At 56.2% G+C, this 17,981-nt stretch carries 14 protein-coding genes; 7 read left to right on the top strand and 7 right to left on the bottom strand.

What is annotated here, in order from left to right:
- Nucleotides 1–26: 26 nt before the first annotated feature.
- Nucleotides 27–497, bottom strand: coding sequence for a transcriptional regulator ArgR (gene argR, locus EnteroDNA1_RS11630; protein WP_023309388.1), 471 nt, complete (start codon nt 495–497; stop codon nt 27–29).
- Nucleotides 498–894: 397 nt separating this feature from the next.
- Between argR and mdh the strand changes: the two genes are divergently transcribed.
- A complete protein-coding gene (gene mdh / locus EnteroDNA1_RS11625; protein WP_023309387.1) occupies nt 895–1,833 on the top strand; it encodes a malate dehydrogenase in 939 nt (312 codons plus the stop codon).
- A 58-nt stretch (nt 1,834–1,891) separates the two neighbouring features.
- Here mdh and degS read toward each other — a convergent pair whose 3' ends face one another.
- The 3 genes from degS to zapG all read right to left on the bottom strand — a co-directional run bounded on the left by degS (nt 1,892) and on the right by zapG (nt 4,988).
- Nucleotides 1,892–2,959, bottom strand: a complete 1,068-nt coding sequence (gene degS / locus EnteroDNA1_RS11620; RefSeq protein ID WP_023309386.1) for an outer membrane-stress sensor serine endopeptidase DegS — start codon at nt 2,957–2,959, stop codon at nt 1,892–1,894.
- 91 nt (nt 2,960–3,050) lie between these two features.
- Nucleotides 3,051–4,418 carry a serine endoprotease DegQ gene (gene degQ, locus EnteroDNA1_RS11615; protein WP_063442140.1) on the bottom strand — a complete coding sequence of 456 codons (1,368 nt, stop codon included), beginning with the start codon at nt 4,416–4,418 and terminating at the stop codon, nt 3,051–3,053.
- 171 nt (nt 4,419–4,589) lie between these two features.
- Complete coding sequence (zapG, locus tag EnteroDNA1_RS11610) at nt 4,590–4,988, bottom strand: Z-ring associated protein ZapG (protein ID WP_008502832.1); 399 nt, start codon at nt 4,986–4,988, stop codon at nt 4,590–4,592.
- A gap of 189 nt (nt 4,989–5,177) precedes the next feature.
- On the opposite strand from zapG, the gene zapE reads away from it, so the two are divergent.
- From zapE to sspB, 5 genes are all read left to right on the top strand, one after another.
- Nucleotides 5,178–6,302 (top strand): cell division protein ZapE, encoded by a 1,125-nt coding sequence (zapE, locus tag EnteroDNA1_RS11605; protein ID WP_069303351.1) that lies wholly within the window; start codon nt 5,178–5,180, stop codon nt 6,300–6,302.
- Between the two features lie 291 nt (nt 6,303–6,593).
- Entirely contained in the window at nt 6,594–7,022 is a 429-nt protein-coding gene (rplM, locus tag EnteroDNA1_RS11600; protein ID WP_006178824.1) for a 50S ribosomal protein L13, read from the top strand.
- 15 nt (nt 7,023–7,037) lie between these two features.
- Nucleotides 7,038–7,430, top strand: a complete 393-nt coding sequence (gene rpsI / locus EnteroDNA1_RS11595) for a 30S ribosomal protein S9 (RefSeq protein WP_003860436.1) — start codon at nt 7,038–7,040, stop codon at nt 7,428–7,430.
- A 308-nt stretch (nt 7,431–7,738) separates the two neighbouring features.
- Nucleotides 7,739–8,377, top strand: a complete 639-nt coding sequence (sspA, locus tag EnteroDNA1_RS11585; protein ID WP_014885418.1) for a stringent starvation protein SspA — start codon at nt 7,739–7,741, stop codon at nt 8,375–8,377.
- Nucleotides 8,378–8,382: 5 nt separating this feature from the next.
- On the top strand, nt 8,383–8,880 hold the full coding sequence (gene sspB / locus EnteroDNA1_RS11580) for a ClpXP protease specificity-enhancing factor (RefSeq protein WP_029740078.1): 498 nt from the start codon (nt 8,383–8,385) through the stop codon (nt 8,878–8,880).
- Nucleotides 8,881–8,908: 28 nt separating this feature from the next.
- Here sspB and gltD read toward each other — a convergent pair whose 3' ends face one another.
- Nucleotides 8,909–10,327 carry a glutamate synthase subunit GltD gene (gene gltD, locus EnteroDNA1_RS11575; RefSeq protein WP_023309377.1) on the bottom strand — a complete coding sequence of 473 codons (1,419 nt, stop codon included), beginning with the start codon at nt 10,325–10,327 and terminating at the stop codon, nt 8,909–8,911.
- A gap of 9 nt (nt 10,328–10,336) precedes the next feature.
- Complete coding sequence (gltB, locus tag EnteroDNA1_RS11570; protein ID WP_064673375.1) at nt 10,337–14,797, bottom strand: glutamate synthase large subunit; 4,461 nt, start codon at nt 14,795–14,797, stop codon at nt 10,337–10,339.
- Between the two features lie 687 nt (nt 14,798–15,484).
- Between gltB and EnteroDNA1_RS11565 the strand changes: the two genes are divergently transcribed.
- Nucleotides 15,485–16,426, top strand: a complete 942-nt coding sequence (locus EnteroDNA1_RS11565) for a TIGR01212 family radical SAM protein (protein ID WP_134211484.1) — start codon at nt 15,485–15,487, stop codon at nt 16,424–16,426.
- Here the strand turns inward: EnteroDNA1_RS11565 and EnteroDNA1_RS11560 are convergent.
- Nucleotides 16,406–17,908, bottom strand: coding sequence for a helicase HerA-like C-terminal domain-containing protein (locus EnteroDNA1_RS11560; protein ID WP_023309371.1), 1,503 nt, complete (start codon nt 17,906–17,908; stop codon nt 16,406–16,408). The genes EnteroDNA1_RS11565 and EnteroDNA1_RS11560 overlap by 21 nt on opposite strands.
- Between the last annotated feature and the right edge of the window lie 73 nt (nt 17,909–17,981).

Genomic DNA, 17,981 nt, shown 5'->3' with positions numbered 1-17,981 from the left:
CGCAGCGGCGCTACGGGGAGAGGGGATTAGAGTTCCTGTTCGAACAGTACCAGAATGGCTTCGTGGAGATCTTTCACGGAGAAACCGCTAGCCGGTGTGGTAAAGATGGTGTCATCACCGGCGATAGTCCCGAGGATACCTTCCGTTTTACCCAGCGAGTCCAGCATGCGGGCAATGAGCTGCGCGGCACCCGGGCTTGTGTGGATCACCACGACGGCATCGTTATGATCGATATCCAGAACCAGGTTTTTGAGCGGGCTGGAGGTGGTCGGCACGCCAAGTTCTGCCGGCAGGCAATAGACCATCTCCATCTTGGCGTTACGCGTACGCACCGCGCCAAATTTCGTTAACATGCGGGAGACTTTCGACTGGTTGATGTTATCGAAGCCTTGTTCCTGCAGCGCCTGAACAATTTCTCCCTGAGAACTGAATTTCTCTTCTTTGAGTAGCGCCTTAAACGCCTTTACTAATTCTTCTTGCTTAGACGAGCTTCGCATAAGTCACCCGGAATATGACGATAGAAACAACATTATTATGCGTGTGGATGAATTTTTATGCAAATTATCTACTCAGCGCCAGGCTGAAATAATGTTATGAAAGGGAGTGATTTTATCAGATTTCGTTATCAGAAAACATGCCTGGGTCACGCCGCGCAAATAAGCTTAAAAGTAAATTAAATGTTATCAAAATGATGTTGTTTTGGTGGCGGGGCAGGGTGTATTGTAACCACCTCTTAATGCGTTGCCCTCTGTCGTCAGATAGTCTTCTGGTGAGAGATAAAGTCGCGTGACCTCAAATTCTTTAGCTACGAAAATTGTAATTATTTACTTGCTGAATTATGGTCGCCGCAACGGATTTACAGATACTTAAGTTAACCATAATAAGGAGTTTAGGATGAAAGTCGCAGTCCTCGGCGCTGCTGGTGGTATCGGCCAGGCGCTTGCCCTACTACTGAAAACCCAACTGCCTTCAGGCTCAGAACTCTCCCTGTACGATATTGCTCCGGTAACCCCAGGTGTGGCGGTTGACCTGAGCCACATCCCGACTGCTGTAAAAATCAAAGGCTTCTCCGGTGAAGATGCACGTCCTGCGCTGCAGGGTGCCGACGTGGTGCTGATTTCTGCAGGCGTGGCGCGTAAGCCAGGCATGGATCGTTCAGACCTGTTCAACGTCAACGCGGGCATCGTGAAAAACCTGGTGCAACAGATTGCAGAAATCTGCCCGAAAGCATGCATCGGGATCATCACCAACCCGGTGAACACCACCGTGGCTATCGCGGCAGAAGTGCTGAAGAAAGCGGGTGTTTACGACAAAAACAAACTGTTCGGCGTAACCACGCTGGATATCATCCGTTCCAACACCTTTGTTGCTGAGCTGAAAGGCAAGCAGCCAACAGAAGTGGAAGTACCGGTAATCGGCGGTCACTCTGGCGTCACCATCCTGCCTCTGCTGTCGCAGATCCCAGGCGTGAGCTTCACCGAGCAGGAAGTGGCTGACCTGACTAAACGCATCCAGAACGCGGGCACCGAAGTGGTGGAAGCGAAGGCGGGTGGCGGTTCTGCAACCCTGTCTATGGGCCAGGCGGCTGCGCGTTTTGGTCTGTCACTGGTTCGCGCTCTGCAGGGCGAGAAAGGCGTTGTTGAATGCGCTTACGTTGAAGGCGATGGCGAACACGCTCGCTTCTTCTCTCAGCCGCTGCTGCTGGGTAAAAACGGTATCGAAGAGCGTAAATCCATTGGTACGCTGAGCGCGTTTGAACAACACGCGATGGAAGGCATGCTGGATACGCTGAAGAAAGATATCACCCTGGGCGAAGAGTTCGTTAACAAGTAATACGAACCCGTCTCCCGGTAAAAAAAACGGAGCTTATCGCTCCGTTTTTTTATGCCTGTCAGTTAGTGGCCGGGTATTCCTGAATCGTCACGTGCAGCGTCAGTTTCTTATCGTTGCGCATGACCTCAACAGGAATGATAGAACCCGGGCGAATTTCTGCCACCTGATCCATCGTCTCCAGCGCAGAGACCGCTGGCGTGCCGTTGACCGACACAATGACATCGTTTACCTGAATCCCCGCGTTAGCCGCCGGGCCACCCGGTGCCACCTCGTTAACCACGATGCCCTGAATCTGATCGATACCGCCGCCCTGGGTATGCATCGGTGCAATTTCGCGCCCGCCGATACCGATATAGCCGCGGATCACGCGTCCGTCGCGGATCAGTTTATCCATGATTTTGGTCGCCAGCTGGAACGGAATGGCGAAGCCGATCCCTTCCGGCGTCTCACCGTCGTTACTTTTATCGAACGAGAGGGTATTTATACCCATCAGCTCGCCCAGCGAGTTGACCAGCGCCCCGCCGGAGTTACCGTGGTTGATGGAGGCATCGGTTTGCAGGAAGTTCTGCCGCCCGGAGGGGTTCAAACCGATACGACCGGTCGCGCTGATAATCCCCTGGGTGATGGTCTGGCCTAGGTTGTAAGGGTTACCGATAGCCAGTACGACGTCACCAATATGCGGGGTACGTTTACGGTTGATCGGGATGACCGGCAAACCGCCCGTGGCGTTAATTTTCAGAACGGCCAGGTCGGTCAGGCTGTCAGACCCAACGAGTAACGCCTCAAACACGCGGCCATCCTGCAGGGCGACGATGATCTGGTCAGCATCGTTAATCACGTGCTTGTTGGTAATAATGTAGCCGCGCTCGTCCATGATCACGCCGGAGCCGAGGGTACGGATCTCCAGCTGGTTATGGGCTGAGGTATTCAGACCACGGTTATAGACGTTAACCACGGCAGGTGCGGCACGGCGGACGGCCTGGTTATAGGTGGCCGGCGTTTCATCCGTGCTATCGAACTGGGGAGCCGACAGTTTATTGAACTGACGTAAAGACGGCAGCGCCAGCAGCAGCAGGCCAGCGACAATCAAACCGATGACAGTAGAACGTAAGAGCTTTAAAAGCATGATGCGCGTGTCGTTAAAAAAGGAACGATTTGCAGCATAACATGAGTTATCCGGACATCACACGCAGCGGTGATGTCCGGGTCGCAAATGCTTAGCGCAACAGAATATAGATGGACTCATTGCCACGCATGACCTGCAGGGCAATAACCGCTGGTTTGCTTTCCAGCACCTTGCGCAGTTCGGCAATGGACTGCACGCGATTGCGGTTGACACCGATGATCACGTCATCCTGATGCAATCCAGCCTGTGCCGCAGGGCTGCTCTTCTCGACGGTGTCGATACTAATGCCTTTCGTACCGTCCTTCAGCTGCCCATCGCTCAGCGTAGCCCCTTGCAGCGCCGGGGCGATAAGCTCCGCACTGGCCGAGGAAGAGGTGCTCTTATCCAGCGTCACTTCAACGTCAAGCGGCTTACCGTCACGTATCAGGCCCAGCTTCACTTTGGCGCCAGGTTCCGTTGTGGCAATCCGCGAACGCAGTTCTGCAAAGCTGCTCAGCGGTTTGTCGTTCAGGCTGACGATCACATCACCCGACTTCACGCCCGCTTTTGCCGAGCCGGAGTTTGGCAGCACTTCACTGACAAACGCCCCGCGCTGCACGTTGATGTTGAACGCTTTTGCGATATCCGCGCTCATCTCCATCCCTTTAATACCCAGCAGCCCGCGTTTGATTTCACCGAACTGGATGAGCTGCTGCGCCAGCGTTTTGGCCATATTGCTGGGGATAGCAAAACCGATTCCGATGCTGCCGCCGCCCGGGGCCAGAATCGCCGTGTTAATCCCAATCAGCTCGCCGTTAAGGTTGAGCAATGCCCCGCCGGAGTTCCCACGGTTGATTGAGGCATCGGTCTGGATAAAGTTTTCCAGCCCTTCCAGATTGAGGCCGCTGCGCCCGAGCGCGGAGACGATCCCGGAAGTCGCGGTCTGCCCTAAACCAAAGGGGTTGCCCACGGCGACGGCAAAATCGCCGACGCGCAGTTTGTCAGAGTCAGCGATGGCAATCTGGGTCAGGTTGCTTGGGTTTTGCACCTGCAGCAGCGCGATGTCGCTCTGGTCATCGCCGCCGATCAGTTTGGCATCAAATTCGCGGCCATCGTTCAGCTGGACGCTGATTTTATCGGCCTGGCTGATGACGTGGTTGTTGGTCAGGATATAGCCTTTTGCCGCATCAATAATGACGCCAGAACCCAGGCCTTCAAAAGGCTGAGCCTGCTGGTCGGGAGACTCATCGCCAAAATATTTTTTCAGTTCTTCAGGGACGCGTTGGCTTTGTACTGCGGTGCCCTCAACCTGAACGCTGACGACCGCCGGCAACACTTTTTCCAGCATAGGCGCGAGGCTTGGAATGGCCGCCTGGCCAGGCACCTGGGAGGGAATGGCGGCAAATACAGGGACGGACGCCGAGAGAGATAACCCGACACTTAACGCGATAGCGCTCAACAGCTGGTTTTTTTTCTTCATCGATGTTGACTCTCGTAACCTGGAATAAAGGAAAAACGGCCCTAAAAACACGTTGATGTTATTGAATTTTAAACCGCTGAACAATGAGGTGTTTAACTAAATGATAGCTGGGGTCATCAGGAAAGGACGGGCGCAATCGCTGCGCCCGTAAAATATATTCAGGTTGTGCGATTAATCGCGTTTTACACCGCCGCGCAGCAGGCCGGACGCGCCATCGGAATAGTCGCGAGGCATCTGAACGGGCGCCTGATCGTTACCGGCTTCAGAGTCAGCCAGACGGTTGCGGAACGGGTTGGTTTCCGCAGTCATTTCCGGCAGCAGGCTGCTGGAGCTTTTTGCCATATGTTGATAAAGCTGACGATAGTCGGTTGCCATGTTGTCCAGCAGCTCGGCGCTACGGGCAAAGTGGCTGACCAGCTCTTCACGATACTCTTCCAGCTCGGCTTTGTTCTTTTCCAGTTCGTACTGCAGTGACTGCTGCTGACGCAATTTGCGATTACCGAAACGCATGGCCACAGCACCGATGACGATGCCGACGACTAAACCGATTAGCGCATATTCCCAGGTCATGAACTTCTCCCGTTGTCTTGTTGTTCCGTAGGGTGTTGGCTCGGCTCCTGCCTGTGCCTGATAATGCCACTATAACCGCTATTTCTGCAGAAGTGGAATCCTGACGTATCATCGCGTAGTGTAGAACGGCCTTTTTTTCATCAGTCACGTCTGCTGGTGAGCGTTAATTGAAGGAATAACAATAATATTATGCAAAACCTGTCCCCTGCATCGCGATATCAACTGGCCCTAAACGAGGGCACTCATCAGCCTGATGACGTTCAACGTGAGGCGGTAAACCGTCTGGAGATGATTTACCAGGAGCTCACGGCAAAACCCGCTGAAGTCGAACAGAACGGTGGGCTAAAGGCGGCGTTTGGGCGGTTGCTCGGTAAAAAAGCGCCACAGGCTCACGCGCCGGTGCGCGGTTTATATATGTGGGGCGGGGTCGGTCGCGGAAAAACCTGGCTGATGGACCTGTTTTATCTAAGCCTGCCTGGCGCACGTAAACAGCGTCTGCACTTCCATCGTTTTATGCTGCGGGTGCATGAAGAGTTGACCGCACTGCAGGGCAAAAGCGATCCGCTGGAGATTGTGGCCGACAGGTTCAAGGCGGAAACGGACGTGCTCTGCTTCGATGAATTTTTTGTGTCTGACATCACCGATGCCATGCTGCTAGGCGGCCTGATGAAGGCGCTATTTGCCCGCGGGATCACGCTGGTGGCCACGTCGAATATCCCGCCGGATGAACTCTATCGTAACGGCCTGCAGCGCGCACGCTTCCTGCCCGCCATCGATGCCATCAAGCAGCACTGCGATATCATGAACGTCGATGCCGGTGTCGATTATCGTCTGCGCACGCTGACCCAGGCGCATCTGTGGCTTTCGCCGTTAAATGCCGATACCACCCGCGAGATGGATACACTCTGGCTGGCGCTGGCGGGAGCAAAACGCGAGCACGCCCCAGAACTCGAGATTAACCATCGCCCGCTGCCCACACTCGGCGTCGAAAACCAAACGCTGGCGGTCTCCTTTACGACGCTCTGCGTGGATGCCCGCAGCCAGCACGACTACATTGCGCTTTCGCGTCTGTTCCACACCGTGATGGTGCTGGGCGTGCCGGTGATGACGCGGCTGATGGAGAGCGAAGCACGGCGCTTCATTGCGCTGGTGGACGAGTTTTATGAGCGCCACGTCAAGCTGGTGGTCAGCGCCGAGGTACCTTTATATGAGATTTACCAGGGCGAGCGGCTGAAGTTCGAGTTCCAGCGCTGCCTGTCGCGCCTGCAGGAGATGCAGAGCGAGGAATACCTGAAGCTGGAGCATATGCCGTAACAAATGCCCCCCTCTCCCGTGGGAGAGGGGCTGGGGTGAGGGCACCAGACCGCACAATACCCACCCCCGAAAAACCCATTCCAAAACGCATTTAAGGGTCGATCTTTGACCTCAACTTCTCTATAATCTTGCGACCCCACGTTACGAGAAGGTTTTTTTCCCAAAACTTTCTATGTGTCGGCATGTGCTATTCGAAGGGGTAGGTTTGCCGGACTTTGTCGTGTGAGCCTCAACTGACTAAACGTTTGGGTGTTCACCAACGTGTAACTTATTTATTTGGGTAAGCTTTTAATGAAAACTTTTACAGCTAAACCAGAAACCGTACAGCGCGACTGGTATGTTGTTGACGCGACCGGTAAAACTCTGGGCCGTCTGGCTACTGAACTGGCTCGTCGCCTGCGCGGTAAGCATAAAGCGGAATACACTCCGCACGTTGATACCGGTGATTACATCATCGTTCTGAACGCTGATAAAGTTGCTGTAACCGGCAACAAGCGTACTGACAAAGTGTACTATCACCACACCGGCCACATCGGTGGTATCAAAGAAGCGACCTTTGAAGAGATGATTGCCCGCCGTCCTGAGCGTGTGATTGAAATCGCGGTTAAAGGCATGCTGCCAAAAGGCCCGCTGGGTCGTGCTATGTTCCGTAAACTGAAAGTTTACGCAGGCAACGAGCACAACCACGCGGCACAGCAACCGCAAGTTCTTGACATCTAATCGGGATTATAGGCAATGGCTGAAAATCAATACTACGGCACTGGTCGCCGCAAAAGTTCCGCAGCTCGCGTTTTCATCAAACCGGGCAGTGGTAAAATCGTAATCAACCAGCGTTCTCTGGAACAATACTTCGGTCGCGAAACTGCCCGCATGGTAGTTCGCCAGCCGCTGGAACTGGTTGATATGGTAGAAAAACTGGATCTGTACATCACCGTTAAAGGTGGTGGTATCTCCGGTCAGGCAGGTGCGATCCGTCACGGTATCACCCGCGCTCTGATGGAGTACGACGAATCCCTGCGTTCTGAACTGCGTAAAGCTGGCTTCGTTACTCGTGACGCGCGTCAGGTTGAACGTAAGAAAGTGGGTCTGCGTAAAGCACGTCGTCGTCCACAGTTCTCCAAACGTTAATCCATTCTGCTTACGCAGAACGATTGGCGAAAAACCCGCTTCGGCGGGTTTTTTTATGGATAATGCGCAGGTTATCCACAATATCCATGCATATATCTTCTCTTTTTCCACATTTCCAGAATCCCCTCACCACAAAGCCATCAAAATCTGGTAAACTATCATCCAATTTTCTGCCCAAATATCGGTGAATACTCGATTTTTGTTCGTTTCTTGAACAATGTGTTTTCTCTGGGATGGGCGATACAACATCTGGCTGGCCCCTGTTGGGCTGGTAGCAGTAAAAATTCTGAATATACCTGGAGGTTTTCATGGCTGTCGCTGCCAACAAACGTTCGGTAATGACGCTGTTTTCTGGTCCTACTGACATTTATAGCCATCAGGTTCGTATCGTGCTGGCCGAGAAGGGTGTCAGTTTTGAGATCGAGCATGTGGAAAAGGATAACCCGCCTCAGGATCTGATCGATCTCAACCCGAGCCAAAGCGTACCGACGCTGGTGGATCGCGAGCTGACCCTGTGGGAATCCCGTATCATTATGGAATATCTGGATGAGCGTTTCCCGCATCCGCCACTGATGCCTGTTTACCCTGTCGCGCGTGGTGAAAGCCGCCTGTACATGCAGCGTATCGAAAAAGACTGGTACTCGCTGATGAACGTGATTACCAGCGGTTCCGCTTCTGAAGCTGACGCTGCACGTAAGCAACTGCGTGAAGAGCTGCTGGCAATCGCCCCTGTGTTTGGTCAGAAACCATTCTTCCTGAGCGATGAGTTCAGCCTGGTGGATTGCTACCTGGCACCGTTGCTGTGGCGTCTGCCAACCCTGGGCGTAGAGTTCAGCGGTCCTGGCGCGAAAGAGCTGAAGGGCTATATGACTCGCGTATTTGAACGCGACTCTTTCCTGGCATCTTTAACTGAACCGGAACGTGAAATGCGTCTCGGCCGAGGCTAATGACTGTGGAAATGTCACAACTTACCCCACGCCGTCCGTATCTGCTGCGCGCCTTCTATGAATGGCTGCTGGATAACCAGCTCACGCCGCACCTGGTTGTGGATGTGACGTTGCCGGGCGTGCTGGTTCCAATGGAATACGCGCGTGACGGACAAATCGTACTGAACATTGCGCCGCGTGCGGTGGGTAACCTGGAGCTGGCAAACGATGAAGTGCGCTTCAACGCGCGTTTCGGCGGCGTGCCGCGTCAGGTTTCCGTGCCGCTGGCAGCCGTGCTGGCTATCTACGCGCGTGAAAACGGTGCGGGTACCATGTTCGAGCCGGAAGCGGCGTATGATGAAGATGTTGCCAGCCTGAATGATGACAACGCATCCGATGAGCGTGAAAGCGACACGGTGATGTCACTTATTGATGGCGATAAACCCGATCGTCACGACGACAATGACCCTGATGACGATCCGCCTCCGCGCGGTGGTCGTCCGGCTCTTCGCGTCGTGAAATAAAAACAGGCCCAATCGGGCCTGTTTTTTTTTACACTTCCAGGTAGTTCAGGATCCCGTCAGCCGCCTTACGGCCTTCGGCAATCGCCGTTACCACCAGGTCAGAACCGCGAACGATATCGCCACCGGCGAAGATTTTCGGGTTGCTGGTCTGGAATGCGTTGTCGCTGCCTTCTGGCGCAATCACGCGGCCCTGCGAATCCAGCTCAACGCTGTGCTTCGCCAGCCATTCCATGCTGTGAGGACGGAAACCGAACGCCATCACCACGGCATCGGCCGGGATCACGTGCTCAGAACCGGCGACGATCTCGGCGCGACGACGGCCTTTCGCATCCGGTGCGCCCATCTCAGTGCGCGCCATCTTCACACCGCTCACTTTACCGTTGGCATTCACTTCAATACCCAGAGGCTGGATGTTGAACTGGAACTCCACGCCCTCTTCACGCGCGTTTTTCACTTCGCGTTTAGAGCCCGGCATGTTCTCTTCGTCACGACGGTAGGCGCAGATCACGTGTGCCGCATTCTGACGAATGGAGGTACGCACGCAGTCCATCGCGGTATCACCGCCGCCCAGCACAACCACGCGTTTGCCTTCCATGCTGACGAACGGCTCATCGGCGGTTTCACCGTAGCCCATGATCTGCTTGGTGTTGGCAATCAGGAACGGCAGCGCGTCGTACACGCCCGGCGCGTCTTCGTTCTCCAGACCGCCGCGCATGGACTGATAGGTGCCCACGCCAAGGAACACGGCGTCGTAATCCTTCAGCAGGTCGTCGAGCTGCACGTCGCGGCCCACTTCCACGTTCAGTTTGAACTCAATGCCCATGCCGGTGAAGATTTCACGGCGACGGGTCATGACCTCTTTTTCCAGCTTGAAGGCCGGGATACCGAAGGTCAGCAGACCGCCGATTTCCGGATGGCGATCAAAGACCACCGCCTTCACGCCGTTGCGGGTCAGCACGTCCGCACAGGCCAGGCCCGCCGGGCCCGCGCCGATGATTGCCACACGCTTGTCGGTTTGCTTCACGCCGGTCATATCCGGACGCCAGCCCATCTCGAACGCTTTATCATTGATATAGCGCTCAATGTTGCCGATGGTCACCGCGCCGAACTCGTCGTTCAGCGTACAGGAGCCTTCGCACAGACGGTCCTGAGGACACACGCGGCCGCACACTTCCGGCAGGGTGTTGGTCTGGTGAGACAGCTCGGCGGCTTCAAAAATACGTCCTTCGTTAGCCAGCTTCAGCCAGTTCGGGATGTAGTTATGTACCGGACATTTCCATTCGCAGTAAGGGTTACCGCAGGACAGGCAGCGGTCTGCCTGTGCCTTGGCCTGGCCTTCTGAAAACGGCTCGTAGATTTCAACAAATTCAATTTTGCGGATCTTCAGCGGTTTCTTTGGCGGATCAACACGCTGCAGGTCGATAAACTGGTATACGTTCTGGCTCATCTGAATTCCTTACTGCGCCTGCACGCGCAGCTCTGCTGCGCTACGACTACGGTGACCCAACAGGGCTTTAACATCGCTGGACTTCGGCTTAACCAGCGCGAATTTCGCAGAGAACGCTGGCCAGTTCGCCAGGATCTCTTCGCCGCGCGAAGAACCGGTATGCTGCACGTGTTCGGTAATCAAACCGCGCAGGTGTTCTTCATGGATAGCCAGCGTATCAACGTCCAGCACTTCCACCAGCTCCGGGTTCACGCGTTTGCGGAACTCACCGTCTTCGTCCAGGACATACGCAAAACCGCCCGTCATGCCCGCGCCGAAGTTCACGCCGGTTTTACCCAGAACGCAAACAATCCCGCCCGTCATGTATTCACAACCGTTATCGCCAATGCCTTCCACCACGGTGATAGCACCGGAGTTACGCACCGCAAAACGCTCGCCCGCACGGCCTGCTGCAAACAGACGACCGCCGGTCGCGCCGTACAGGCAGGTGTTACCGATGATGCTGGCCTCATGGCTGCGGAAGGCTGAGCCGACCGGAGGACGCACCGCCAGCAGACCGCCCGCCATGCCTTTACCGACGTAGTCGTTGGCATCGCCGGTCAGATACAGCTCAACGCCGCCTGCGTTCCATACGCCGAAGCTCTGACCCGCGGTACCGCTGAAGTGCGCGGTAATCGGATCCGCTGCCAGACCCTGGTCACCGTGCGTCTGCGCGATGTAGCCGGAGAGGGAGGCACCCACGGAGCGGTCGGTGTTGCGGATATCAAACCAGAACGTTTTGCTCTGCTTGTCGTCCACGTACGGCTTCGCCTGCTGCAGCAGCTGCGCGTTCAGCACGCCGTTATCGAACGGCGGGTTGTTCTCGGTGCAGTAGACCGCTTTGCCAGGGTGCGGCTGCGCGGTTTCCAGCAGCTTAGACAGCTCAAGCTTCTGCTGCTTCGCCGTGAATCCTTCCAGCTCTTTCAGCAGGTCGGTACGGCCAATCAGGTCCACCAGACGCTTCACGCCCAGCTGCGCCATCAGCTCGCGGGTTTCGCGGGCGATGAAGTCAAAGTAGTTGGTCACTTTGAACGGCAGACCGTGATAGTGGTTCTTACGCAGCTTCTCGTCCTGGGTAGCCACACCGGTTGCGCAGTTGTTCAGGTGGCAAATACGCAGGTATTTACAGCCGAGCGCAACCATTGGGCCGGTACCGAAGCCGAAGCTTTCCGCGCCGAGGATCGCCGCTTTGATGATGTCGAGGCCGGTTTTCAGGCCGCCGTCCACCTGCAGACGGATCTTGTGACGCAGACCGTTAGCCACCAGCGCCTGCTGGGTTTCCACCAGGCCAAGCTCCCACGGACAGCCCGCATATTTTACGGAGGAGAGCGGGCTTGCGCCGGTGCCGCCGTCGTAGCCGGCGATGGTGATGAGATCCGCATAGGCTTTCGCCACGCCAGTAGCGATGGTGCCGACGCCCGGTTCGGAAACCAGCTTCACGGAGATCATCGCCTTCGGGTTGACCTGCTTCAGGTCGAAAATCAGCTGCGCCAGGTCCTCGATAGAGTAGATATCGTGGTGCGGCGGCGGGGAGATCAGCGTCACGCCCGGCACGGAATAGCGCAGTTTGGCGATGTACGGAGTAACTTTATCACCCGGCAGCTGGCCGCCTTCGCCCGGTTTAGCACCCTGAGCGACTTTAATCTGGATCACGTCGGCGTTGACCAGGTACGCAGGCGTCACGCCAAAGCGACCGGATGCCACCTGCTTGATACGGGACACTTTGTTGGTGCCGTAACGCGCCGGATCTTCACCGCCTTCGCCGGAGTTGGAGTTACCGCCGATGCTGTTCATGGCTTCCGCCAGCGCTTCGTGGGCTTCCGGGCTCAGCGCGCCGATGGACATCGCCGCGGTATCGAAGCGTTTGAACAGTTCGGATGCAGGCTCAACCTCGTCAATGCTGACCGCTTCATCGCCTGGATTGAGGGCAATGAGGTCGCGCAGCGTTGCCGCCGGACGGTTGTTTACCAGCTCAGCGTACTGCTGGTAGTCGCTGTATTCACCGCTCTGAACCGCCTGCTGCAGCGTGCGCACCACGTCCGGGTTATAGGCGTGGTATTCGCCGCCGTGAACGTATTTCAGCAGACCGCCCTGATCCAGCGGCTTACGTGCCAGCCAGGCGCGTTTGGACAGGTTCACCAGATCCTGCTGGAAGTCAGCAAAACCGGCGCCGCCGATGCGGCTGACCACGCCCTGGAAGCAGAGGTTGGCGACCTCGTCATGCAGGCCGACCGCTTCAAACAGCTTCGAACAGCGGTAGGAGGCAATGGTCGAGATGCCCATTTTGGACATGATCTTGTACAGGCCTTTGTTGATGCCGTTACGGTAGTTCAGCATCACCGCGCGGTAATCTTTGTCGATCGCGCGGGTATCCACCAGGCGCGCCAGCGTTTCGTAGGCCAGGTACGGGTAGATCGCCGTCGCGCCAAAGCCTAACAGCACGGCAAAGTGGTGCGGGTCGCGGGCGCTGGCGGTTTCCACAATGATGTTGGCGTCACAGCGCAGGCTCTTGTCGACCAGACGCGTCTGGATAGCGCCAACAGCCATCGGGGCAGGCACCGGCAGACGGTTTTTCGCGATATTGCGGTCGGACAGCACCAGCAGAACGGTACCGTTACGCACCATCTGTTCGGCTTTGTCACACAGCGCATTCACCGTCTCTTCGAGGCTCGCTTCGGTCACGTCGAAGGTAATATCGAGCGTGTCGGCGCGGTAGTGCTCCTCTTTCATGGTGGTGAGCTGTTTGAAATCGGAGTACAGCAGGATCGGCGATTTAAAGGTCAGACGGTGCGCCTGGCCTTCGGCCTCGCAGAAGACGTTCATCTCGCGACCGATGCTGGTGGCCAGCGACATCACGTGCGCTTCGCGCAGCGGGTCGATCGGCGGGTTGGTCACCTGCGCAAACTGCTGGCGGAAGTAGTCGTAAATGATGCGCGGCTGGCTGGAGAGTACGGCAAACGGGGTATCGTCACCCATCGAGCCGACCGCTTCCTGGCCGTTTTCACCGAGCACGCGAATAACGGAGTCCAGCTCTTCCGCGCTGTAGTTAAACTGTTTCTGGAAGCTTGCAAGCGTATCGTCGTCCAGTTCGCGGCGGCCCACTTCTTCATCCGATAAATCTTCGAACGGCACGAGGCGACGGACGTTTTTCTCCATCCACTCTTTGTACGGATGGCGGCTTTTCAGATCGTGATCGGTTTCGGCAGAGTGCAGAATGCGCCCGCCGCGGGTGTCGATAACCATCAGCTCGCCCGGGCCGACGCGGCCTTTCTCGACCACTTCGTCAGGCTGGTAATCCCAGATACCGACTTCAGAGGCGCAGGTGATGAGCTTGTCTTTGGTGATAACGTAGCGCGCCGGACGCAGACCGTTACGGTCCAGGTTACAGGCGGCGAAGCGGCCGTCGGACATGACGATGCCCGCCGGGCCGTCCCACGGCTCCATGTGCATGGAGTTAAAGTCGAAGAACGCGCGCAGCTCAGGGTCCATATCCGGGTTGTTCTGCCAGGCCGGTGGCACAAGCAGACGCATGGCGCGCACGATGTCCATCCCGCCCGCCAGCAGCAGTTCCAGCATGTTATCCATGGAGCTGGAGTCAGAGCCGGTTTCGTTCACGAACGGCGCAGCATCGTGCAGATCGGGGATCAGCGGCGTCTGGAACTTATAGGTACGGGCGCGGGCCCACTGGCGGTTACCGGTGATAGTGTTGATCTCGCCGTTGTGCGCCAGGTAGCGGAACGGCTGAGCCAGCGGCCAGCGTGGAACGGTGTTGGTGGAGAAGCGCTGGTGGAACAGGCAAATGGCCGATTCCAGACGCAGGTCCGCCAGGTCCAGGTAGAAGCGCGGCAGGTCAGCCGGCATACACAGACCCTTATAGATGTTCACCAGGTTAGAGAGGCTACAAACGTAGAACTCTTTATCGTCCTGGAGACGTTTTTCAATGCGGCGGCGGGCGATAAACAGACGGCGTTCCATATCACGCGGACGCCAGCCCGCAGGCGCATTAACGAAAATCTGTTCAATACGAGGCAGCGAGGAGAGGGCGATTTCACCGAGCACCCCTTCGTTGGTTGGCACATTGCGCCAGCCGACAATCGACAGGGTTTCACGCTGAAGTTCTTCTTCGACGATGCGGCGTGAGGCAGCAGCCTTTTCAGGATCCTGATTCAGGAACAGCATGCCGACAGCGTAGTTTTTGGCTAAACGCCAGCCGCGCTCTTCCGCCACGATGCGGAAGAAACGATCCGGTTTTTGCAGCAGCAGGCCGCAACCGTCGCCGGTTTTACCATCGGCAAGAATAGCGCCACGGTGCTGCATTCGGGCCAGTGCGTGAATAGCAGTACGCACTACCTTGTGGCTAGGTTCGCCTTCTATGTGGGCGATCAGGCCGAAACCACAGTTATCCTTCTCAAGGGATTTATCGTACAACATATCAGTGAACCTCCCCAGGCTCGTCGGGCTTCCCACTGAACTTTACCGTGGCGCACAGGCACAGAAAGAGCATGGCGACGGGGTTTGCGTTTCATACGCGGACCTCGCATTCGCCCTCTTTTTCATCCTTTCGCGCAGGTAAACAAGTTTGAGGACTTGCTTCAGAGGGAATCTCAATTACTGCATAAATATGATGAGCAGGCCGCTCATCCAGAAAGCTTCCAGCGGATTTCCAACTTATCGGGAATTGGTACACAGGTCAAATGGCAATCTTATTTATACAAAAATGTGCTAAAGAGCGTTTATGTCTTTGAAAGTAAATGTTATTTAACTATTTTTACATTGAATGTATGCCCTGGCAGGACGCAGCGGAGTGTGATCTGACTCACTATATGAAAGCGGTATTATCAATGTAGCGTGCTGAATAGCAGTTTTATAGCAGAATAATAATCTGGCATTGTCTGCAAACCCGCATAAACCCACTGTTTTTCAGTGGTGGCGCTATAAATGAAAAAAACAATCAGAACATAAGGAAAAGTAATCACGAATGGCGTGAATGAAATTGCAGTAATCCTGAGTATTTATTCATATAGATAAAGGCCGTCCGGGGCGATTGATCCAGGTCATCGCCGACAGAGGCTAAAAGTGGCAGGCTTGTCCCCTTTCTCCGGGACGGTCTATCAGATTATGCAGTTACAGAAATTAGTCAATATGTTTGGTGGGGATCTTTTGCAGCGGTACGGGCAAAAGGTTCATAAGCTGACGCTGCACGGCGGGTTTAGCTGCCCGAATCGCGATGGCACCATCGGGCGCGGCGGCTGCACCTTCTGTAACGTTGCGTCCTTTGCTGACGAAGCCCAGCAGCATAAATCTATCGCTGAACAGCTTGTCCATCAGGCAAGCCAGGTGAACCGCGCGAAGCAGTATCTGGCCTATTTTCAGGCCTACACCAGCACGTGGGCGGAGGTGCAGGTGCTGCGCTCTATGTATCAGCAGGCCGTCAGCCAGGCTAACATCGTTGGGCTGTGCGTGGGCACGCGCCCGGACTGCGTACCGGACGCGGTGCTGGACCTGCTCAGCGAGTACAAAGAACAAGGCTACGAGATCTGGCTGGAGCTGGGCTTGCAGACCGCGCACGACAAAACCCTGCACCGTATTAACCGTGGCCATGATTTCGCCTGCTACCAGCGTACCACGCGCCTGGCCCGCGAGCGCGGGCTGAAGGTCTGCTCGCATCTGATTGTCGGCTTGCCGGGTGAAGGGCAGCAGCACGGCCTGGAGACGCTGGAAAAGGTGGTTGAGACCGGCGTGGACGGCATTAAGCTGCACCCGCTGCATATCGTTACGGGAAGCATTATGGCGAAAGCCTGGGAAGCCGGACGGTTAAGCGATATTGAGCTTGAGGACTATACGGTGACGGCGGGGGAGATGATTCGCCACACCCCGCCGGAAATTGTCTACCATCGCATCTCGGCCAGCGCCCGCCGTCCAACGCTTCTGGCACCGCTATGGTGTGAGAACCGCTGGACGGGGATGGTGGAAATCGACCGCTATCTGCAGGAGAGCGGCGTACAGGGCTCAGCGCTTGGTCGTCCGTGGGTTCCCCGTCTACCGGCGACGGCCGCCTAACAGACTTCCCAGCATGCCGCGCACTATCTGATTGGTGACCTGCCGCGCCGCGCTTTTCGCCATGGTCTGTACCACGCCGTCGCGCTTGCCGCCGCGCGGCCCGGTGCTGCCGAACAGGATGTCTTTGAGCCCCCCGAGAATACCGTCATCCACGGCGACGGACTGTCCTTTAGCGGCAGGCGCATCCTGCGACTCCGTTGTCGCCTGCACCCCTTTTTGCAGCATCTCGAACGCGGACTCGCGATCAACCTCGTCTTCGTACTTTCCGTAAACCGGAGAGTGGTTAATCAGGCCGTTACGTTCATCGTCGGTAACGGGCCCCATGCGCGAGCAGGGCGCGATCACCATGGCGCGTTCCACCACGGACGGGCTGCCCTTCGCATCCAGGAACGAGATCAGCGCTTCACCGGTGCCTAACGCCTGAATCGCCGCTTCGGTATCAAAGGCAGGGTTGGCGCGCATGGTCTGCGCGGCGGCTTTCACCGCTTTCTGATCCTTCGGCGTAAAGGCGCGCAGGGCGTGCTGCACGCGGTTACCAAGCTGACCGAGCACGTTATCCGGAATGTCCGACGGGTTTTGCGAGACAAACCAGACGCCAACGCCTTTGGAGCGGATCAGGCGAATGACCTGTTCAATCTTATCCAGCAAGACCTGCGGCGCGTCGTTAAACAGCAGGTGCGCTTCGTCAAAGAAGAAGACCAGCTTCGGTTTTTCCAGATCGCCCGCTTCCGGTAACTGTTCGTAGAGCTCTGAGAGCATCCACAGCAGGCTGGCGGCGTAGAGCTTTGGCATCTGGTAGAGCTTCTCGGAGCTCAGAATGTTGATGATGCCTTTGCCGCTGCTGTCGGTGCGCATCCAGTCTTTGATATCCAGCATCGGCTCGCCGAAGAAGTGCTCGGCGCCCTGTTGCTCCAGCGTCAGTAACCCGCGCTGAATGGCACCCACCGAGGCGCTGCTGATATTGCCGTACTGGTTCTGGAAGGATTTGGCGTTATCGCCGATGTACTGGGTAATGGCGCGCAGATCTTTGAAATCAAGCAGCAGCAGCCCCTGATCGTCGGCAATGCGGAAGATAATATTCAGCACGCCGGACTGAACGTCGTTGAGGTTAAGCAGACGGGCCAGCAGCAGCGGGCCGAGATCGGAGACGGTAGCGCGCACCGGGTGGCCTTTCTCACCAAAGATATCCCACACTACCACCGGATTGTTATGCGGCGTCCAGTCCGTGATGCCAATATTCTTCAGCCGTTCGAGCAGTTTCTCAGAGGCCGTACCTTCCTGAGCCACACCGGTTAAATCGCCTTTCACGTCAGCCATAAAGACCGGTACGCCAATCTCCGAAAGCGACTCCGCCAGCTTTTGCAGGGTGACGGTTTTCCCCGTCCCGGTCGCTCCGGTGATGAGACCGTGGCGGTTCGCCATCGCGGGCAGTAAATACAACTCTTTTTCCAGCGTCCTGGCAATTAACAATGGTGTACTCATGATGCGCTTCCTCTCTTTGTCCTGGGTGGAGTATAGGCAACCTGACCGCAATTTGGTTGAGTAAATTCCTGAC

The sequence above is a fragment of the Enterobacter sp. HK169 genome (genome assembly GCF_001719105.1).
In the GTDB taxonomy this organism is placed as follows: domain Bacteria; phylum Pseudomonadota; class Gammaproteobacteria; order Enterobacterales; family Enterobacteriaceae; genus Enterobacter; species Enterobacter asburiae_B.
Note: the sequence above shows the minus strand (reverse complement) of the source record. Positions and strands in the feature narration are given on the sequence as shown.